Below are 20,966 nucleotides of genomic sequence, written 5' to 3' on the forward strand. Positions count from 1 at the left end.
TCATGAGTTTAAAAAAGTCGTAAAGCTGATATGTTTGAGAAGAAAGCGTTAGCTGTTTACTTTGGCTTTATTTTGCGGCGCACTGCCAGTTTGTACCAAACTACTTTGTGCCGCCTTAGCGTTACCAGTATCGATAGCTGGCTTTACTATTCGCGTCTGAATCGTATAAATGGCATACGCTAGACAAGTAAAGCTTATAATGAGCAGCACCCAAGTCGCAAAAGATAGCGACTCCGTTTCTTTGCGGTGTTTGGTTAATTTGCGCTTCTCATGAGCAGACGGCTGATTATTAGGAGTTGTCATATATGCCACCTCTTACATTATATAAGCTTAGTATTAACGACAGCATTTATAAAGCTATCGTTAATAATAAATAAGTCCTGCTATATAATATAGTAACCTTATTACCAATAATTTCAAGCAACATCTGCTAATCGGCGTAGCAATTCATTAAAGCGTTTTCATTTAACTACCCGTACTAAAACATTCTCTCTCCAAAACCTTTTATTAATAAAACCTAAGCATTAAGCCGTTGGCAATTGGCACGCCCCTGCGCCCTGCGTGGTGACCGTGACCACAGCTCCTGTCAACGCAAACAGCTGTTGTATCTGCGTTTGAGCGTTTTTTAGTGCCATGTTCATGACATCGCCGCGACAAGCACGCTCAAGCACTTCTTTTTTTGCCATACTCTGTGCTTGCTCCCAGATTTTAGGATCCACTTGCATCATACCAAAAGCCCCAGTTTGCCAATCATAAATCTCGATATCATCTAGATAAACCGAAAATATCTCTGAGGGTGGCAAAGTAATATCAATCTGCGGCATCATTGAGACTGGCGTGTTCGCGTCGCCCTCCTCTGTTTCACCTACATTAGTATTAGACTGAATATCAGGTTGTACCACTTGTACCATCTCAGGTGTCAATGCGCTTAAATCAATCCCTGCTTCTACGCGGCCGCGGGCGATAAACAACCCTTTTTGTTCATCTTGCCAAAGTTTCATCCAACTCCCTGGGCGCTCGCTTGTGATAACGGTATCTACACTAAAGGCGACCGTTTGTAGCCGATTGAGCTGCTGGATTTGCGTGACCACACCCTCACGAGTAATGGTCTCTATTGGCGCCTCTTTATTCAGATTTTGCACAGTATAAATCGCAAAAACGATGGCGGCCAGACCAATAAGTAATACCAGCCACGACATCAGAGCAATGGGCTTTTTTACTGGCTGAGCAGTGGTGTTATTGCTGGCAGAAGAACGTTTATCAGGATTGATCATTTAAGCCACCTTAAGGTTTCATCGTTTATTGTTAGAGTTTTATCATGTGTTTATCAAAAGCTTTATTTATGGACACGTCTTATATAAAAGCCTCTTCTAGAAACTGTGTTTGATCATTCGCTTAATCAGCTTTTTATGAATAGAGTCCGTAAATATGGTGTGACTTAGATGATGTTTTTGAACCATTACTTCAAGTAATAACTACCAATCCTCTACATAATTGTTGACAAATATCCCTACATAAAAAGAGTAGAGATCTTTATACAAATGTCTTTAAAATCAGTAAATCATCAGATGATTGAGGTGAGACTGAGCTGTTTCTACGATGTTCGCTCTGAAAAAACAAAAAGTCATTGCGTCTTAGGCAAACTTTACCTAACATAGTCAGATTGCATGAACAAAATGCCAGCATATATTTATTCTTCAGGCTTTTAGTCTGAATATTTGTGTTTGCATAGCCCGATATATTGATGCATCAACTACAACTACGCCCTGCTGTGTGCAGGATGTGGTTACTAAAGTGCTTTTTGTAAAAGCCTTCTTTCGCTAGGCAATGTCCTAGCCTATTACCAAGTAATAAAGGTAAGCTTGCGGCGGTTCTGAGACTTTCAGCAACATGCTCAACATCCTACTACTTCTTATTTTTTATCGTTGATAAGGTTACGCTTTATTTATGAAAGCCAGTCAATTTTTGTTTGCTACTCTAAAAGAAACCCCAAGTGATGCCGATATCGCTTCAAGCCAATTAATGGTGCGCGCCGGTCTTATTCGTAAAATCGCTTCTGGGTTATATATTTGGTTGCCCATGGGGCTACGCGTCTTGCAAAAAGTCGAACGTATTGTTCGTGAAGAGATGCAGAATATTGGCGGGCAAGAAGTGCTCATGCCAATGACTCAGCCAGCAGAACTCTGGCAAACGACCGGTCGTTTTAATGATTACGGCCCTGAGCTATTGCGCTTTAAAGACCGCCATGATCGCGACTTTGTGCTTGGTCCGACCCATGAAGAAGTCATCACTAATCTTGCGCAAGGCGAGCTACGTAGTTATAAACAGCTACCGATTACTTTCTTTCAAATTCAAAACAAATTCCGTGATGAGATTCGTCCACGCTTTGGTGTGATGCGCGCACGCGAATTTACTATGAAAGATGCCTATTCATTTCATGTTGATCAGGCCTCATTGGCCAAGACCTATCATGATATGTATGACGCTTACACGCGCATCTTTACCCGTTTGGGTTTAGATTTTCGCGCGGTACAAGCAGACACTGGCTCTATCGGTGGTTTTGCGTCGCACGAGTTTCATGTCTTAGCAGATAGCGGTGAAGATGATATCGCCTTTTCAGATTCTTCTGATTATGCAGCGAACGTTGAGCTGGCAGAATCGGTGAGCACTGCTGAGCGGCAGCCACCCAAAATGGAACGCGAAGACGTGTTAACTGAAGAGATGACCAGTTGTAAAATGGTTGCTGAACATTTGGATGTTCCATTAGCCACTACGGTTAAAACCTTAATCGTCCATGGTCATAATGAGAATGATGAGCCACAGCTTATAGCGATCGTACTGCGCGGTGATCATCAATTAAATACGATTAAAGCGGAGAAAATCGAAGAAGCCAACGTCCCTTTGACTATGGCCTCTGATGAAGAGCTAAAAGCCGCAGGTTTGCATAAAGGCTATATCGGTGTTGACTTAGATATGCCGGTGTTTGTCGATCGTTCAGCAGCAGCACTATCAGATTTTGTCTGCGGTGCGAATGAAGTCAATAAACATACCATCGGTATGAACTGGGCACGTGATACTCGCATCACACGTATTGTTGATGTGCGTAACGTGCAAGAAGGCGACCCTTCTCCTGATGGTAAAGGCAGTCTAAAAATCAAACGCGGTATCGAAGTGGGTCATATCTTCCAGCTCGGTGATAAGTACTCGCAAGCGATGAATGCGACCGTATCTGGTGAAGATGGCAAGCCAGTCACTCTAATGATGGGTTGCTACGGTATTGGTGTCAGCCGTATTATCGCTGCTGCTATCGAACAGAATAACGATGAAAACGGTATCATGTGGCCAAAAACGCCGACCGTTGACGATTCGATTGCACCTTTTGAAGTCGCTATCATACCGATGAAGTCAAAAGAAGAGACCGTCATGCAGACCGCTACTGCCCTGTATGACGAGTTAAAGGCTCAAGGTATCAACGTGCTACTCGATGACCGTAACGAGCGTCCTGGCGTTAAGTTTGCTGATCTTGAATTGATTGGTATTCCGCACCGTATCGTCGTCTCTGATCGCAATCTTGCAGAGGACAAATACGAGTACGTCAATCGCCGTGAGACAGAAAAGCAGATGCTAAGCCGTGAAGAAGTAATAGCAAAAGTAAGCGGCAAATAGTTTTACTCGTAAAAACTGTGCCATAAAAAGCGCCTATCTCATTTAATGAGATAGGCGCTTTTTTACTTCTAAAAAATGAAAATTGTTATTTGATATTATATTTTTTAGCAATCACCTTACTACGTTTCTGACTCTCATTAGCGGTGCAAACATTAGCGCCAATCTGGGCGTACACCACAGAATTATTCATTGGACCGTCGTATTCAAAGTCACACTTATCGCTGCGACTCTTTAACCATATACGTTGTTCTTTGTCCAACTGCTGTTGTTGTGTCGTATTCAAAGTACGATAAGCACTCATATAAATTTTATTAAGGCGATTTTTTTCGACTATAATCGCATCATTACCACAATCATAAGCCACTTCCATATAAGCATCTTCACAGTTATATTGATTTTCAATAAACTCCGCTTGTGCCGATTGCATGAGAGAGATAGACAAAGCAGCTGCCGCTAGCGCCGTCAAAAAACCAGTTGCCCATTTCATCTTGACCTCCCAAGCAAAGCAAAATAATATCTGCCTAAATAAGTATATAAACGCATTTGATGAGTATTAGCAAGTACTCTTAGTCTACTGACGAATCAAGCGGCTTGGCTGTGGTAATAAGCGGATATCACTCACACGGCAAGGATTGATATCGATACCGCCGCGGCGCGTATACCACGCACGAACCATCAACTCGCTTGGCTCATACTGTTTGCTTAAATCAGCAAATATCTGCTCGACACACTGCTCATGAAAACCATTATGCTGGCGGAAACTTAAGATATAACGCAGCATGCCAGCGTCGTCGACTGTCTTATCACTGGTCATCGAAACCGCCAATGTACCCCAATCTGGCTGATTGGTCACCGGACAATTACTACGCAGTAAATTAGAATAAAAAGTATAAGGCTGAGCACTGGCAATTTCTGAATGAGCATTCGTTCTAGCATCGCTCAATAAAGATGCATCAGGATGCTCGCATAATGCAATCTTTTCGCTAGTATTGGCAAGCGCGTCATCAATACACGCACCCTCAGGCTGAGCAATCAATAACTCTGATGTCTTATCATAAAGATTATCATCTAAGCCAAACAGCTCAACTTGCACTTCTGCTTGTACGCATGCCGATAAGTCTTTAGCAATCAGCGTTTGCACAGCTTCCCAACTAGGGAATTCGGTAAAGTTGATACTGTTCAAATACAGCTTAAGTGATTTTGACTCGACGATAAATGGCGAGCTAGCAGGAATACCAAAACGTGCGATAGCCACTTGCGAGAGTCCTTGCGGATTCAACCAAGACATCTCAAATGCCTGCCACCAATCGATGCCAACCATCAACTTATCATCTTGCCAGCCAATGGCATCACGCCCCATACTGCGGGCAATAGGATATAAGGTTTCTGGACTATACTCAGTTGGATAGTCAGTAGTTTGCTCACCCAAGATACCGTGAATACTCATAAGTTACTTACCTTTCATGCTTAAATATAATGAAATAACAACCAGTCATTTTACAGCAATGGGCTATTTTATGGGAATCATTTGCCAGTCTGATGCAGAATCTGTCTTTACATAGTTAAAGCGTACTCGGTAAGCAGCAGTATCGCTATCGTTCATTTTGAAATAGAAATCTACCAATAAGCTCTCATTGGTAATCCATTCAACCTCTACCTTGTGAACCATTGGATTATCTTTGCTACCATTATAAAATTTTAAATGTTGTCGGAATTTATCGTAATCCCTGTTATTTTTTTCGTCATACTGGTAAGCACCGCTCTTATCTTTTTTCCAGATCATGACATTTTCTTCTCCTGGAAACTCAACTTTAACTGTAGCTGCATAAGTCATACCTGGTGAAAACGTCAAATGAGATCCTTCAAACTCTTGCTTGAAGCCTGAATTTAAATCAATCAATACTGTATTGTTAATCTCATAGATTTGCCCAGATAGATAAAGCCAGTTCTTATCTGCATCATAATGGTCTAAAAGATAAACATATCTAAGCTCTTTTTCTCCTTCTGCAAAATCGTCCGTCAATACTATAGGACTTGTATGATTGGGCAGTGTGATAATAGTTTTATTTAACTGACGAGAAACATATTTTGATAAGTGCCATTTCTTAATGAGTTTCTGATTATAAATCATCAAGCTTTTATCTAAGCAATCTTGATAAATCCGCTCATCCTTACTATTGCAATCCTTACCCCAGTTAGGATAAATGGGCTTGTCTAGTGCTTTCCAAACATAGTCATCCATTGTCGCTTTGGGCAGTTCTGCTTGCGCTGGCATTGATAGCATTGATAGCATTAGCAGTATTGCACTCATCATACAGATGCGAATTGAATGGGCTACTGGTAGAGTTACTTGCATATGAGAGTTAAACCTTTTTATTATTTTTTAATCGTTGGTATTAGCATCAGCTGAAACTCTCTGCCATTTACCTTCTTTATTGTCAGCCGCATAAATATAGCGCACGCGAAATGCTACCGTGTCAGTGGGATTGACTCTGTAATAAAAATCAACGTTGATTTTATTATCGCTTGTCCAACTGATATCTCGCGCTTCGTACACCTCATGTTTTTTGTCCTCATTATCATTTTGCTCATATAATTCATTACTACCAAATACCATTGTATAGCGTCCGTCATTGTTAGCTTTTTGACGATCCCATAACATTATATCTTTAGCCATACCTCCTCACTTGTCGATGGCTCTAAAGCTAAAGGCGCTGCCTGTGCATCTAAGGCTGCTATTGTGGTCAATATAAATAGTCCTGCGACAGTCAATGCTGTTTTTATATAACGAGAAATAGCGATCATTTATATATCACCTGCATGTAGCTGCCACTTATCCGTTGAGGCATTCTTAATAAAGGTATAACGCACTCGAAAAGCTGCGGAATCCTTTTCATTTAGCTTATAAAAATAATCTGCATAAAATTTACTATCATTCAACCAAGTAAGGGTTTCGGCATCATAAACCAGCTTGGCTTTGTCCGCTTGATAAAAATTTTTATGACTGTCGTAGTTTTTTGAATCGTCACTACTGCTATAGACTTGTTTATAGTAGCCTTCATAGTAACCACTATCTTGCAGTGCCCAAATATTAATGTTTTCAGTAGCGCCCATCTCGCTTTCAAACCCTACGATATATCTCATATCAGGCGAAACACTTAGCTTCCTAAAATCAAAATCTTGCCAAAACCCAGTCTTCAAATTGACCACTGTCAGAGTTTCTGATTCATAAAAGCTTTGATGTATGGTCAGTAATTGCCGCGATTTATCATAATATTTTAATGAATAATAAGCATTGAAATCGGTCTCAAAAGGACTGGAATAATCAACCAATACTAGTGGGTGTTTACGATTAGGCACGTCAATATAAATCGCATTTCTTTCTCGAATAACTCTGTCGTCAATCCCCCACTGCTTACTAAACGCATTATCAACATCTTCTCGCAAGTTATAAAGGCAATTTTGTAGAGCCGCATGAGTCTCATATTTGTAATCATGATTACAGTCATATTTATAAGATGCAGGATCTAGAGGCTTCTCCATAACCACCCAATCATAATCATCGGTAGTCGCGAACGATGCCGCGATAGCAGTAATGGAAAAGCTACTTAATGCAGCTAGTATAAAAAACTTGTGTATTAGTGAAGTTTTAAACATAAAAAAAAGCCCAACAATGTTAGGCTTTTATAATAAGACTATCGGTATACTGATGACAAGTTACCGAGGTGATAAATTAACTACAAGCGCACACGCGAGCCATCGCTTAGTAAACGATAAGAGATGACATAAAACACCACGCAAAATACAAAAATCGCTGCCATTGAATACCAGACGTTGACATCAGAATAGCCCAAAATTCCGTAGCGGAACGAATTCACCATATAGACAATGGGATTGAGTAACGAGACGTTTTGCCAAAATGTTGATAACCCTTCCATTGAGTAAAAGACGCCGCCCAAAAAGGTAAGAGGCGTTAATACAAAGCTCGGAATAATAGAGATATCATCAAATGAGCGGGCAAAAACGGCATTAATAAAGCCGCCCAGCGAAAACAGTATCGAAGTACCAAGCACGGTAAATATCGTCACAAATAAATGTTCAATACCAAGATCGGTAAAGAACAGCGCGACGATAGAGACAATAATAGCAATGGCCAAACCACGGAAGATACCACCGCTGACGTAACCCATTAAGATAGCATGCTTGGAGACAGGAGAGACTAACAGCTCTTCAATACTCGCGGTAAACTTGGCACTAAAAAAACTAGAGACCACATTAGAGTAACTGTTGGTAATCACGGCCATCATAATAAGACCAGGGACGATGAACTGCATATAAGGTACACCGCCCATCTCGCCTACTCTATCGCCTATCATTTTACCAAAGATAACGAAGTAGAGCGTCATAGTAATGACGGGTGGCAACAAAGTCTGTGGCCAAATACGCAAAATTCGGCGTACTTCTTTTAGCAATATCGTCCGAAAAGCAATCCATTTTTTGGACCATGACATACTGTCATTAGGGTCTACTACTATTTTCTGATTCATAGTCCTGACTCCTTCATACTGTCTTGATTCTGAATATTTTGGTCGACAAGGCGCATAAACAGCTCTTCTAAACGGTTAGACTTATTACGCATACTGGCAATAGTAATACCTTGCTCGGACAATTGCGTAAACACGCCATTCAATGACTCACCTTCTGTTAAGGTTACCTCAAGCGTGAGATCATCTGGTTGCACCACTTCAGTCACGCCCGTCAGTTGCAAGGGATGCTCAAGCGGCGCCGAGACGTCAAAGACAAAGGTCTCGACCGACAACTGCGCCAGCAAATCCTTCATATCTGTATTGATTCGAATCTCACCATGATCCAAGATAGCGATGCGCTTACACAGCTGCTCAGCCTCTTCAAGATAATGGGTCGTCAGAATAATCGTGGTGTTCTCTTCGACATTAATCTGCTGCATAAACTCCCACATAGAACGGCGCAGCTCAATATCGACCCCTGCGGTTGGCTCATCGAGAATCAATAGCTTAGGCTTATGAATCAGCGCTCGGGCAATCATTAAACGACGTTTCATACCGCCTGACAGCTCCCGCGACTTACTATCACGTTTATCCCAGAGACCCAATGCTTTTAGCAAGCGCTCAGCGCGTGGCTTTGCCTCTTTGGCAGAAATACCAAAATAACCTGCTTGGGTTATCAGAATATCTTCTACTTTTTCAAACATGTTAAAGTTAAATTCTTGTGGGACGACGCCAAGATACTGTTTAGCCACCGAAGGATTGGCTAATAAGTCGACACCAAAAATATTTACACTGCCGCTGGTTGGCTTAAATAATGAACTAATAATGCCAATCATCGTCGATTTACCAGCACCGTTCGGTCCTAGTAGCGCAAAAAAACCACCTTGTGGCACCGTTAAACTGACATCTTTTAATGCCGAAAACCCGTTATCATAAGTTTTGGATAAGTTCTGAATAGATAGCGCTGGTACTTCAGACATGAATACCTCTTTATTTGTTATAAAATTTACATCAAAACTGCTTTGTAGAATATTTTAGCAGGTACGATTTAATGTCTTAAAGTGAGGCTATCAACACCACATTTCAACTGCATTATGTGAGAAGTACCATATTAATAATACTCATCATCAAAAAAAACGCCTACCTCATTAAATGAAATAGGCGTTTAATCAATGAGTATCTTAAAAATTCAATAGGCTATGTATCACCGCCCATAATGGCTTGGTAATGATTAGCTGGCTTCACCAACCATATAGTCTACTGCATTTTGAACTTCTTCATCAGGAATATCCGCACCACCTTTAGCAGGCATCGCGTTGAAGCCGTTGATCGCATGGGTATATAGAGTATCTTTACCTTTTGCTATACGTGGTCCCCAAGCCCCTGCGTCCCCTAACATAGGTGAACCAAGCAAACCTGAAGCATGACAAGTCTGACAAACAGCGTTATAAACAGCAGCACCATCACGAGGGCCATCCCCTGCCGAAGGACCTGATGAGCGTGCGGTTACATCACAAACTTCATCGTCTTCGAAACATACTGTAGCAACAGGCTGAATACGCGCAATCAAATTAGGATATAGGGCAATGAGCTTTTGTACTTGCGGCGTATCTTGCGGAATAGGCTCTTCATCAGCCGCAGGCGCTGCAGCGGCCATCTCTTCCGTTGCCGCAGCGTCATCTGTGGTGCCGTCTGCTGTCACGCTCGCATCAGCTGCAGCAGTGTCATCTGTAGTATCGGCAGCAGCTTGGGTATCATCACCGAGCTGTTGTGGCGCATTTTCGACCACCTCTTGCGCTTCTGCTACATCAGAGACAGTTACAGGGGTATCTGCAACATCTTCCGCTTGGCTCACCGCGATACTAGCAATTCCTAGAATGGCAGCTGCCGATAACATCACTACTTTTCTCATTCGTCACGTTCTCTTATTACAGATACAAGGACTCGCATGACTTGGACATTCTGTTTATCCTCTTTTGACGACACCTCGTCATCAATAGCAAACAGCCATCCCGCCTGCAAGCGCACTTGTAATCGGTGATTATAAATATGAATTGTCCCTGACATTATAAGGGAAAAGGCAGGTAAATTGCCATGCCTGTTTAATGACTATCTTGTTTTTTCTTAAAAAGCGTCAATAGCAGCCTTCGCTCATTGGCTTTCTGGCTTTTATTTGTTAGACTAGGCGGTCTTTATTTTTCGACAGACTGCCCTGTCAATAATACTCAATTAAACGTAGTATGCAGTATTGAGCAACCTAGCAGTCAACTCGTATTATGCGCTCGTAGCTCAGTTGGATAGAGTATCGGTCTCCGAAGCCGAGGGTCGTGGGTTCGATTCCCGCCGAGCGCACCACTTCTTATGAATGATATTTCATCTCTCCCTAGCATTACCTCCTAATACTTCTAGCACCCTACCTACTAACACTTCCAAAAACCTTTAACAGCAACGCTCTGCGTCTTTAGCTGTTATTAACTATGATGTATTAACACCTATAAAATGTTGTACATATCGTTGTCAACCTCTATTCAATATATGTCATCTTCTAATTGAGCCGCAATTTGCCTTCCTACTTGCCTGCCTGATTGCCTATTTATAAAACTGTATGACTGACACTACTCTGCATCCTGTAAGTTTGCAGTTAATTGGGCACGGTTGGGGACTCGGTGGTAATTAATCACGGGTACGTCGCCTAGACGCCGTTGACCAGCAGCCACTTTTTTATCAATAGTAATCATCGCAATCTTTTTGTTTTGCTCGCTGATAACTAAATGATTGGCCTTACGATTAACGCGATAGTCAGGAAAATAGTTATTAATTAATACCGCTGTTTTTTGTAGGTCATCATTACTAGGTTTTTTCGCGCCTTTGGGTGATTTATTATCAAAGGTCTCATCCGCTTTTGCGCCTCGCGTCTTTGCGACCAGCCAAAGGGCTGCGACCACGGCTAGCAACATGACAAGCCACCAAATTCCATCTATCATATAAATATGCATCCATTGTAAGCAGGGGTTATGCCATGTTAGCAGAATTACCACCAGCGTTAATAGCTGAAGTAGCGCTTGCCGCCAAACTATTGGACTCAAAACAACGCATCTGCATTTTAACTGGCGCAGGGATTTCAGCAGAAAGCGGTATTCCCACTTTTCGAGATAAACAAACAGGATTGTGGGAGAACTACGGCGTTGAGGATTTGGCGACACCCGAGGCGTTCACTCGCAACCCAAAGCTGGTATGGTCGTGGTATCAGTGGCGCAGACAATTGGTCGCGGACAAAAAACCGAATCCTGCTCATGAGGCTTTAGCGCAGTGGCAATACCATAGCCAATCAACCGACCAGCAGGTAACACTCATCACCCAAAATGTCGATGACTTACATGAGCAGGCTGGTAGTAGCGTGACTCATTTGCATGGTAATCTGTGGGCCAATCGTTGTAGTCAATGCGATGCACCCTATAAAAAGCAGTCTAGAGGCTCATATAGCAGCGCTGACACTATGGATTATAGTGAGACGCTAATTAACTGCCCACATTGCGAGGGCTATATCAGACCAGATATCGTTTGGTTTGGCGAAGCACTGCCAGTCCAAGCATGGCAAACCGCTGAAGAGGTGGCGGCGAATTGTGAGGTATTTATCAGTATTGGCACATCGAGCTTGGTCTACCCTGCGGCAGGGCTTGCACAATTGGCCAAGCAAAATGGTGCTAACGTTATCGAAATAAATCTTGACCCAACGCCGAACGCCATCGTTGATATTACCTTGGTAGAAAAAGCCGGTGTGATTATGCCGTTGTTAATCAAAAAAATCACAGCGCTGTAATCGCTTGACCCTAGAAGCATCTCGTATAAAAAGAAAAGGCTTAACGATTGATATCAACCGTTAAGCCTGAGCGAATAAAAACTTCTTCAATCATTGCTTATTGCAAAGCAAGATCCACCTTTGCTAAATATTCCTTTTTTAACTCATCACTGATAAACGAAGAATGAAAGGCGTTCTTTACCAAAGTAACCACATCGTCTTCTGTCAGCGGTAAGTTTTCGCATATATTTATAAAGTTCTGATTCATGTAGCCTTTGAAATACGCTGGATCGTCAGAATTTATGCTGACATTTAGACCGTAATCTAGCAGTTCTTTGATATTGTGCTCTTGATAGGTTTCAAACACCTTGAGTTCGATATTAGAGTTCGGACAAACCGTCAGCGGTATTTGCTCGTCTTTTAAGCGTTGCATCAGCTCTGGGCTTTTGATCGATTGCACGCCATGATCAATTCTATTTATCTCTAATAAATCCAAGGCTTCATAGATATAAGTAAAGTCTGCCTCTTCACCAGCGTGGGCAACCAATTTAAAGCCCGCTTCTTTGGCTTTTTGGAAAACGTCCTTAAACTTGGCAGGCGGATTGCCCAATTCTGCAGAATCAAGACCAACCCCAATGATGTCATCTTTAAACGCCAGCGCCTCCTCTAAGGTCTCAAACGCCTCTGCTTGCGATAAATGTCGTAAAAAACACATGATGATGCAAGAAGTGATGCCATATTGTGCTTTGGCATCGGCAAGCGCTTCTTTGATGCCAGTAATAACGGTTGCAAAAGGTACGCCCCTTGCCGTATGCGTTTGTGGATCAAAAAATATCTCCGTATGAATGACGTTGTCTTCAACACACTTAAGAATATATTCCCACGTTAAATCATAAAAATCATCTTGAGTGATGAGAACATTGGCACCCGCATAGTAGATATCTAAAAAGGTTTGTAGATTGGTGAAGTTGTAGGCGCGGCGTACGTCTTCTATGTCTGTGTAAGAAATCTCTATTTGATTCTTTTTCGCCAATCTAAACATCAGCTCCGGCTCAAGTGAGCCTTCGATATGTAAGTGCAGCTCCGCTTTTGGCAGTTTCTTTATTAACTCAATCATAGTGTTCCAGTAGTGGTTTTTTATCGAGATGCCTCTTGGTCAGCACCCGCTGTTTTAGAGTCAGTATTATATTTCAATTTACCGTAAAACCCTATGGACAAACGCTAAGCTGTTTTTGCCACTAATAAGAACTATTTTATAAAGACTGATTTATAAATGCCAGTTCATAAAAACTATTTCAAAAATACTACCGTATCAGACAGCTCATTACCTGCGGGGTCATGCTCAAGATGATAGTACTGACGCAGGACTTGTCCAACTTCGTCTAACAATTCAGCCAAGCTCTCTTCAGTGTTTTTATTAGCGATGCCAGACACGGCTTTTTCACACATTGCCCGCCAGACTGTGGGGCTCACGTGAGTGCTGATACCACGATCCGCGACTATCTCTAATTGGTGCTCGCAGATATTGACATAAACCAAGACGCCGGTGTTCTCTTCGGTGTCCCACACTCGATACTCGCTAAATAAATCCACCGCCCGCTCGCGACAGTCGATATGGAAAGCCTCCTGAATCGGTAAATGATTTTCTATAATTAAAAACACCTCACCGCGATGTCCACGCTCAGCGCTAGTCACCTTATCTGTCAGACGAGCTTTGGCTGCGGCTGTCAGCCATTTGCTATGTAGCAAAGGGACAAACAGTACTTGACGCCACCAGCGCGCAAAGCTTGTCTGTGACGAGTTGTTTTGTGCCATTATATTATTTCCTCAAGTAAATCATTACTGACGGTCATTTAGTGTGTTTTTCTATTTAGCACCTACTAGCGATTTACCACGAACCGCCTGCGCCGCCGCCACCGAATCCACCACCGCCGCCGCCAAAGCCGCCGCCACCGAATCCACCACCGCTACCGCCGCCCATGCCGGGCAAGAAAATCATGCCGCCCCCTCTACGACCGCCACCACCGCGTCCGCCACGACCACCGCCGGAGCCACGCGAGATTAAGAATAGCCATATAAATATCGCCATGATTAAGGTCATAAAGAAGCCGCCGCCCAGTGCCAGCGAGCCAGCAAAGAAACCACCAGCAGTCAAGATAGAGCCAAAGATGCGACCAAAAATACTGGTGATAAAGCTACCAAATATCATCGCCATGACGAATAAAAAAACAGGCGATGGGCTGTCACCAACATCGTTTTGACTTTGACTGCGTTCAGCCGCTTGTGCATCAGCGCGCGCCAACACTTCAGGATCAGCACCAAGACGCGCTTCAAGCGCCCCAACGCCTGCTAATATCCCAGCACCATAGTCGTTTTGCTTAAACAGGGGCGTGATGTCTTCACGAATAATACGATTGACGGCGGCATCTGGTAGCACTCCTTCTAATCCATAGCCGGTTAAGATATACATGTCACGATCATTGACCGCCACAACCATTAGCAAACCATCATCGATGTCTTTATTGCCAAGTTCCCACTTCTCTGCAACTTGTAAGGCATAGTCAAATATTGGCACGCCATTGGTTGTTGGCACAATGACCACAGCTGCTTGCGCCAAGCCTTGCTGATAAATCGACCGTAGCTGCGCCTCTAATCGTTGTTTTTCTTGCGGGTTCAAGATATTGGCTTGGTCAACGACAGGACTATTTAATATCAGCTTATCCGCATCGACGTTTTCAGCGCTTGATTGGACAGCTGGCTTAGCAGGCGCTCGTGTTGCTGGATTTTCACTATTAGCCGTGTCACTGTTAGCCGCATTAGGATTGATTGCATCATTGCCAAGTAGGGCGCCATTAATCGCTTCGTTACCTAAAACCGCCTCGTTAATCGCTTCGTTAGACTCGCCTGCTTTGGCTATCGCCACCAAATCCTCGACGCTGCGATTTTGTTGGATACTCGAGGTGCTATTTGAGCCACTATCACTAGCCACTGCCGTATCATTGGGTGCCGCATACAGCACTGGCGCACTACTGATGCTCAGCGTAAATAGTAATACTGATAAGAGTGCTTTTGAATGATTCATCTAATCTATACCACCTCAAGTGCCGTTTTTGCTGAATGCATAGTTGCTACGTTAATTAATACTACATTAATGGTTGCTACGTTAATGACTACTAAACTTCTCTGCTGACTCATCTGCTATGTTTTAAGCATTAACGCCAAAAGTAAAGCGTCAAACACCGCTTTACCTCAATCATCACTTATCTTTATGCTGCAAATGTATTTTATGCTACCAATATTATGCGTCTTACTTTACTGAGCAGTCGCTGCATCGTCGTCGCCAAAATCGACGCTGGGTGCGGTTGAAATAGCGTCCTCGTTGGCAACGCTAAAGTTTGGCTTGGCATCTAAACCAAATACTTTGGCGGTGATATTGGTTGGGAACTGACGTACCGTCGTATTATAGCTTTGTACTTCTTGAATGTAACGGTTACGAGCAACGGCGATACGGTTTTCCGTGCCTTCTAGCTGTGCTTGCAAATCTTGGAACAAGGCATCTGACTTTAGCTCAGGATAACGCTCAGAGACAGCCATTAGACGTGACAAGGCACCAGTCATCTGCTCTTGCGCAGCCGCATAACGCTCCATCGCCTCAGGATCATTGAGCACCTCAGGGGTCACGGTGATACTACCGGCACGTGAGCGCGCTTCAGCAACTTGGGTGAACACCTCTTGCTCTTGCTCTGCGTATTGCTGTACGACTTTGACCAAGTTTGGCACTAAGTCTGAGCGGCGTTGGTATTGGTTGACCACTTCTGACCACGAAGCTGTTACCTGCTCATCTTGAGCTTGCAGATTGTTATAGCCACAACCCGTCAAACCAACGGTAGAAGTCGCTAATACTACTGATAGCAACATGGGTTTTACAATGGATTTACGCGTCATCGTTGTCTCTCCTAATAGTGATAAATAACAAATACCTAGTAACACGTTTTTTTATAACGGATATAACCGTTTATTTAACCATCTTGTGCCGCTACTTATCCAGTCTATCAACTGCTGGCCACCTTTAAAATATAGATAATGCTAGCAATAAGTGACGGTTAATACTAATAGCCTACAAGATATCCTGCCAATAATGGCGATATAAGCCACCTTTTACAATTCATCGTTACCAAAACACAACCGCAACGCTTAGCCACGTTAGCACTCGTGCTTGCTTATACTGTGATTACTTATTCTTAAAAGCCTAATTATGTCTACTTATAGCTGATTTCGCTATAGCTTGCAGGTAAAATAACAATACAGCAGTTACAAAATTCCTTTATTTAATCGCTATTTATCATGGGCCCTATCGTCTGAAACATCGAGATATACAGCATTTCTTAAAGAAATTTCTAGTAATTGCACTAAAAATATGGCAAATTGCAGTTACGTAGCCGTACGGTTTGAATACATTTGGTAGTGGACTTATCGTTTGTTTAGTATTAAAGGCTTATGAACGTCTTATTAACGCTGTTGATAGACTGTCATAACATGAGATAACAAATGAATAAGCTTTTACCAGTGTAGCCAATCGATATGACTCATAGCAAGTTGAATGCTATCACTTTACTGATCAGCGTTTAATTATATAACCGCCTGTTTTATCCGCTGGTCCATTGATAACAGCTTTTACGTCGATGACGTAATGACAAGATGTACCGCATAATAAAGACAGCAAAGGATTGCAACTGCAGCTCATTTTAAAATTGACTCTAATGAGCGGTATACACATGGTCAGTGTTGCGAATAGGCCAAGCGGATAAATACAGACAACTACAGTCCATTCTGAGTGGCTAAGTACCGATAAGACTTAACTGAGATATTTAAGTCTGTGCAGGCAAGATAAGTGAACCACTAACATGATTGGTTGACGCCGGCATTAATAGCCACTTCGAGACAGTATTAGGAATATATATATGGAAGGTTTAGTCAATTTAGTAAACGGAATTATCTGGAGTCCTGCACTGATCTATCTGTGTCTGGGCGCGGGTCTGTTTTATTCCATTATGACGCGCTTTGTACAAGTACGTCTATTCGGTGAAATGATCAAGCTACTGTTTACTGGTAAGTCCAGTGCTGATGGTATTTCGTCATTTCAGGCACTTGCCGTCTCGCTCGCAGGACGTGTGGGTATGGGGAACATCGCTGGGGTAGCTGCTGCTATCGGCTTCGGTGGCCCAGGTGCAGTATTTTGGATGTGGATTGTGGCCTTCTTAGGCGCTTCTACTGCCTACGTTGAGTCAACGCTTGCACAGATTTATAAAGAAAAAGACATCGTTACTGGCGAATATCGTGGTGGCCCTGCTTATTACTTTGAGCGCGCTTTAGGCCAAAAGTGGTACGGCATCCTCTTCGCTATCGCTTCTATTTTATCTTGTGGTATGTTCTTACCAGGCGTTCAAGCCAACGGTGTTATCAATGCTTTTGCTCAGGTAATGGGTGAAGGTACTATGATGAACATCGGAGCCTTAGAAGTAGGCTCTATGCGTTTAGTTGCCTTGGTAATCATTCTAGTGGTTTTAGGTATCATCATCTTTGGTGGTATCAAGCGTATTGCAACCTTTACTGAATACGCAGTGCCTTTTATGGCACTAGGTTATATCGCTCTAGCCTTGATTATCATGTTCAGCAATGTCAGCTTGATTCCAGATGTATTTGGTATGATCGTTGGTGATGCCTTTACCGCACAAGCCGGTTTTGGTGCTGCTATTGGTTGGGGTGTCAAACGTGGTATTTACTCTAACGAAGCTGGACAGGGCACAGGTCCTCACGCTGCGGCCGCTGCTGAAGTTCAGCATCCCTCACAGCAAGGCCTAGTACAAGCATTCTCGGTCTATGTCGATACGTTGCTCGTTTGTTCTGCGACTGCCTTTATGATTTTATCTACTGGTATGTACAACATTCAAGGCACGCTTCCAGATGGTCAGTTCATCGTACAGAATGTTGCCGCTGGTGTGGAAATCAGTTCACCAGCCTTTACGCAAATGGCAATGGAATCTGTTTATGGTACTTATGGCAATACCTTTATTGCTATCGCCGTATTCTTCTTCGCCTTTACGACCATCTTAGCGTACTACTACATCGCTGAAGTGAACGTCACTTACTTGACTCGCTTTATCGGTCGCGGCGCTCACAAGACTGGTCTGTTCTTAGTAAAAGTGCTTATCATGGTGATGGTCGCTTACGGTGGTCTTAACTCAGCAGGCTATATCTGGGCTATTGGTGATATTGGTGTTGGCCTCATGGCTTGGCTCAATATTGTTGGTATCTTGGTTATCTTCTTTGTGGCTCGTCCAACGCTTACTATGCTTAGAGACTACGAAGCACAGCTTAAAGCGGGTGTTACGGACTATACTTTTGATCCTGCCAAATTCGGTATCAAAAACGCCCCTTATTGGGAAGAGCGTCATCTTAAACAGCAACAAAGAATGGCAGCAGATCCATTACGTAAAGAGCATAAATAACGTTCTTTGATGTGCCTACTGTTCACTCTTATTAAGCAAAAGTAAAAAAGCCCGAGACCATTGTCTCGGGCTTTTTGGTTTATAAGTTTGGAGTGATTAAAGTAAAAAACAGCAAAGGCAAACATAGCTTTAATAACGGCTTTGAGCGTATTTTCTTATGAGCGTATTTTCTTATGAGCGTATTTTCTTATGAGTGTAAGCATCTATAGTTAGTGAAAAGTAATATCGAACCATGAGGCACTGCTGATAGCGTCGCGCTTTTAGGGTATTTTGACTATATGGTTAAATGACAGAAGCATCATGGCATTATGTATGGACAAAAAAATGCATGCACAAAAAAAGCCCAGCGCAGCGGCTAGGCTTTTTAGGTATTGCTAGTAGCTTATGTTAGTCGGCGTATAAAAGTGCTTATACTTACCTAAACATAAGCCAGATAGTACAACTTACTCAGGCATTAATACGGCATCGATGGTATGTACCACACCATTAGTCGCCATTATATCAGTACCAGTGATGTTGGCCGTTCCGCCGGTCGCATCAGTAATGACATTAGCATCGCTGATAGAAATCGTTGCGCCGTTAGCGGTTTTGATATCAGTACCATAAGGGATATCAGCGGCTTTAACTTCCATATCTACTACGTGGTAAGGAAGTACTTTTTTGAGTAGATCGGTGTTAGCGAGTAACTCTTCTTTAGTCACGCCTAACTTCTCTAGTACTGGAGCAAAAGCGTCGTCAGTTGGAGCAAATACGGTGTATTTGGTGTCTTCCATCAACATAGTATCAAGGCCAGCGGCTTGAAGCGCTGCGGTCAAGATAGTTAGGTTCTCATTGCCCGCTGCTATTTCAGCAATCGTTTGAGTCGCCATGGTATCTGCCATTGGGTCAGCCATAGGCTCTGCTTCTACAGCTGGATCAACCATGACTTCAGGCTCAGCCATTGTTTCAGTCGTGGCTTCAGGCTCTACCGGTTCAGTAACAGCTTCTTTGTCATTACAAGCGGCTAGTGACATTGCTGCGGTAACGACGGCGATAGATAGTAAATTCTTCTTTAACATGGGTATATCCTTGTAGATGTTAATTAGTTTATGGGCTTAGTTAATAAAGCGGCTTATTAAAGTGACTTGTGCATTAATGAAGATAACAGTCAGCGATTAATAAGTCTCAGTAATCAACTGGCCAACTCTAAACATGTATTAAAATTAGTTCTGCCATATCAATAAATACGATTTTAACTGATTAATCTGCAATTCATGCTTATTTAGGTAGCAACACTGTATTGATCACGTGTACTACCCCATTATTGATAAAATAACGTTTATAAAGTAACGTTTAAACAAAAATTGAAGTAAAGATTAGCGTTAAAAATATCTTTAATAATCAGCTTGCACAAACGATGGCTGGTACGAGTACCAGCGTCATCATATAAAAAGACAAAAAGTGAGCACTGCTTTTAATAAGTACTGATTTCAATAAGCACTGCTTTTAATAAACATTGCTGTCAACAATCATGACATCAAAAGTTATTTTGGCATCAATACTCTATCAACCACGTGCACCACACCGTTGGTAGCGGCAATATCTGTTTTGACGATATTAGTTGTACGACCCATCTCATCCATTAGTTGGCCTTTCGGGGTCACCATCAAGGTATCATTGCTCAAGGTCATGACATTGCCAGGCTTCACATCTTTGGCATACATCGCCATATTGCCGTTGATCACGTGATAGCCTAAAATTTTGGTCAACAGTGGCTTATTAGCAAATAACTGCGCTTTGGTCATTTTGGTTTCGGCCAATGCTTGCATAAACGCGGCATTGGTTGGAGCAAATACCGTATAGTTGGCATTAGGATCAGACAAGGCACTCGCGAGGCCTGCCGCTTGTACTGCTTCAACTAATAGCGAGAAGTCTGGGTTGCTTTGGGCAATTTGTACCACATTCATTTTTGCCATAGATTGACTATGCATGGGTGCTTTAATCTCTGCGCTTTTAGTAGGCATCATATTATTACAAGCCGTTAAACCCGCGATCGAAAGCGCTAATGTACCGATAGTAGCAATTTTGGTAATTTTCATAACATTGTCCTTAATGATTGAATCATTCTTGATTATTGTATTACTAATTTACGAGTAGATAATTAACTCTTAAAATTCGCTGGCACTGGCATAGGTAAGTATTAATAATGATTACTAAATAAAAATAATTAACATTTGCTTGTAAGCAGTTCTTACTAAAAGTCAATACTTCTGAAATCAAATTAACATATAGAGCATCCTTATTAGTTCACTTTTACGCTATTTTTGTCATGAGTATGTAATTTATGTCAGTCTTTTAGGTGGCTTAATAGACTTTAATTTTAAAAACAAAGCTTTATGTAATCTTTAAGCGAAATGATATTCATTTGTCCCCTAGTATTTTATGTCATACACTTTAGTCCATGTCGTAGTAGCATGAGCAAGCGAA

Annotated in this window: 21 protein-coding genes and 1 tRNA gene; 4 read left to right on the top strand and 18 right to left on the bottom strand. The window is 42.4% G+C overall.

All coding sequences use genetic code 11. The annotated features are described in order from the left end of the window. Positions 1-48: 48 nt before the first annotated feature. Both AAEY80_RS00345 and AAEY80_RS00350 read right to left on the bottom strand, forming a co-directional pair. Positions 49-303 carry a hypothetical protein gene (locus AAEY80_RS00345; protein ID WP_025652163.1) on the bottom strand — a complete coding sequence of 85 codons (255 nt, stop codon included), beginning with the start codon at positions 301-303 and terminating at the stop codon, positions 49-51. A 221-nt stretch (positions 304-524) separates the two neighbouring features. Beyond that, positions 525-1,274 (bottom strand): DUF4230 domain-containing protein, encoded by a 750-nt coding sequence (locus AAEY80_RS00350; protein WP_350587731.1) that lies wholly within the window; start codon positions 1,272-1,274, stop codon positions 525-527. Between the two features lie 673 nt (positions 1,275-1,947). On the opposite strand from AAEY80_RS00350, the gene AAEY80_RS00355 reads away from it, so the two are divergent. Then, the gene (locus AAEY80_RS00355; RefSeq protein WP_101211300.1) at positions 1,948-3,666 is read left to right on the top strand and encodes a proline--tRNA ligase; all 1,719 of its coding nucleotides are present in this window, start codon (positions 1,948-1,950) and stop codon (positions 3,664-3,666) included. Positions 3,667-3,751: 85 nt separating this feature from the next. On the opposite strand, the gene AAEY80_RS00360 is transcribed toward AAEY80_RS00355, so the two are convergent. The 9 genes from AAEY80_RS00360 to AAEY80_RS00400 form a co-directional block, all read right to left on the bottom strand. Next, positions 3,752-4,153 carry a lysozyme inhibitor LprI family protein gene (locus AAEY80_RS00360; RefSeq protein ID WP_201566314.1) on the bottom strand — a complete coding sequence of 134 codons (402 nt, stop codon included), beginning with the start codon at positions 4,151-4,153 and terminating at the stop codon, positions 3,752-3,754. 84 nt (positions 4,154-4,237) lie between these two features. Next, positions 4,238-5,113 carry an NADPH-dependent 7-cyano-7-deazaguanine reductase QueF gene (gene queF, locus AAEY80_RS00365; RefSeq protein ID WP_201575543.1) on the bottom strand — a complete coding sequence of 292 codons (876 nt, stop codon included), beginning with the start codon at positions 5,111-5,113 and terminating at the stop codon, positions 4,238-4,240. Positions 5,114-5,176: 63 nt separating this feature from the next. Next, positions 5,177-6,022, bottom strand: coding sequence for a hypothetical protein (locus AAEY80_RS00370; protein WP_350587732.1), 846 nt, complete (start codon positions 6,020-6,022; stop codon positions 5,177-5,179). A gap of 27 nt (positions 6,023-6,049) precedes the next feature. Beyond that, positions 6,050-6,343, bottom strand: a complete 294-nt coding sequence (locus tag AAEY80_RS00375; protein ID WP_201582303.1) for a hypothetical protein — start codon at positions 6,341-6,343, stop codon at positions 6,050-6,052. After that, positions 6,328-6,471, bottom strand: coding sequence for a hypothetical protein (locus AAEY80_RS00380; protein ID WP_156915615.1), 144 nt, complete (start codon positions 6,469-6,471; stop codon positions 6,328-6,330). The genes AAEY80_RS00375 and AAEY80_RS00380 overlap by 16 nt, the downstream gene beginning before the upstream one ends. Next, positions 6,472-7,323 (bottom strand): hypothetical protein, encoded by an 852-nt coding sequence (locus tag AAEY80_RS00385; protein WP_101211296.1) that lies wholly within the window; start codon positions 7,321-7,323, stop codon positions 6,472-6,474. 80 nt (positions 7,324-7,403) lie between these two features. Next, complete coding sequence (locus AAEY80_RS00390; RefSeq protein WP_025652155.1) at positions 7,404-8,177, bottom strand: ABC transporter permease; 774 nt, start codon at positions 8,175-8,177, stop codon at positions 7,404-7,406. Positions 8,178-8,209: 32 nt separating this feature from the next. Next, the gene (locus AAEY80_RS00395) at positions 8,210-9,172 is read right to left on the bottom strand and encodes an ABC transporter ATP-binding protein (protein ID WP_025652154.1); all 963 of its coding nucleotides are present in this window, start codon (positions 9,170-9,172) and stop codon (positions 8,210-8,212) included. A 251-nt stretch (positions 9,173-9,423) separates the two neighbouring features. Continuing rightward, positions 9,424-10,089 carry a c-type cytochrome gene (locus tag AAEY80_RS00400; RefSeq protein WP_227687539.1) on the bottom strand — a complete coding sequence of 222 codons (666 nt, stop codon included), beginning with the start codon at positions 10,087-10,089 and terminating at the stop codon, positions 9,424-9,426. A gap of 381 nt (positions 10,090-10,470) precedes the next feature. Here AAEY80_RS00400 and AAEY80_RS00405 point away from each other — a divergent pair. Next, positions 10,471-10,547: transfer RNA gene (locus tag AAEY80_RS00405), tRNA-Arg, on the top strand. 260 nt (positions 10,548-10,807) lie between these two features. On the opposite strand, the gene AAEY80_RS00410 is transcribed toward AAEY80_RS00405, so the two are convergent. Further along, a complete protein-coding gene (locus AAEY80_RS00410) occupies positions 10,808-11,176 on the bottom strand; it encodes a hypothetical protein (RefSeq protein ID WP_025652151.1) in 369 nt (122 codons plus the stop codon). Between the two features lie 35 nt (positions 11,177-11,211). Here AAEY80_RS00410 and AAEY80_RS00415 point away from each other — a divergent pair, with 35 nt between their 5' ends. Further along, complete coding sequence (locus AAEY80_RS00415) at positions 11,212-12,012, top strand: NAD-dependent deacylase (protein WP_350587733.1); 801 nt, start codon at positions 11,212-11,214, stop codon at positions 12,010-12,012. Positions 12,013-12,109: 97 nt separating this feature from the next. On the opposite strand, the gene AAEY80_RS00420 is transcribed toward AAEY80_RS00415, so the two are convergent. The 4 genes from AAEY80_RS00420 to AAEY80_RS00435 form a co-directional block, all read right to left on the bottom strand. After that, positions 12,110-13,108, bottom strand: coding sequence for an adenosine deaminase (locus AAEY80_RS00420; RefSeq protein ID WP_350587734.1), 999 nt, complete (start codon positions 13,106-13,108; stop codon positions 12,110-12,112). Positions 13,109-13,281: 173 nt separating this feature from the next. After that, positions 13,282-13,806 (bottom strand): TPM domain-containing protein, encoded by a 525-nt coding sequence (locus AAEY80_RS00425; protein ID WP_201582312.1) that lies wholly within the window; start codon positions 13,804-13,806, stop codon positions 13,282-13,284. A gap of 73 nt (positions 13,807-13,879) precedes the next feature. Further along, positions 13,880-15,073: a TPM domain-containing protein gene (locus AAEY80_RS00430; RefSeq protein WP_350587736.1), complete on the bottom strand. Its 1,194-nt coding sequence runs from the start codon at positions 15,071-15,073 to the stop codon at positions 13,880-13,882. A gap of 230 nt (positions 15,074-15,303) precedes the next feature. Continuing rightward, the gene (locus AAEY80_RS00435) at positions 15,304-15,936 is read right to left on the bottom strand and encodes a LemA family protein (protein ID WP_201582314.1); all 633 of its coding nucleotides are present in this window, start codon (positions 15,934-15,936) and stop codon (positions 15,304-15,306) included. Between the two features lie 1,016 nt (positions 15,937-16,952). Here AAEY80_RS00435 and AAEY80_RS00440 point away from each other — a divergent pair. Continuing rightward, positions 16,953-18,500, top strand: a complete 1,548-nt coding sequence (locus AAEY80_RS00440; RefSeq protein ID WP_201575549.1) for an alanine/glycine:cation symporter family protein — start codon at positions 16,953-16,955, stop codon at positions 18,498-18,500. A 443-nt stretch (positions 18,501-18,943) separates the two neighbouring features. Here the strand turns inward: AAEY80_RS00440 and AAEY80_RS00445 are convergent, their stop codons facing one another. Next, positions 18,944-19,558 carry a fasciclin domain-containing protein gene (locus tag AAEY80_RS00445; protein WP_173240191.1) on the bottom strand — a complete coding sequence of 205 codons (615 nt, stop codon included), beginning with the start codon at positions 19,556-19,558 and terminating at the stop codon, positions 18,944-18,946. 465 nt (positions 19,559-20,023) lie between these two features. After that, entirely contained in the window at positions 20,024-20,578 is a 555-nt protein-coding gene (locus AAEY80_RS00450) for a fasciclin domain-containing protein (RefSeq protein ID WP_201575551.1), read from the bottom strand. Between the last annotated feature and the right edge of the window lie 388 nt (positions 20,579-20,966).

This window comes from Psychrobacter sp. 78a-MNA-CIBAN-0178, from assembly GCF_040309625.1.
In the GTDB taxonomy this organism is placed as follows: domain Bacteria; phylum Pseudomonadota; class Gammaproteobacteria; order Pseudomonadales; family Moraxellaceae; genus Psychrobacter; species Psychrobacter okhotskensis.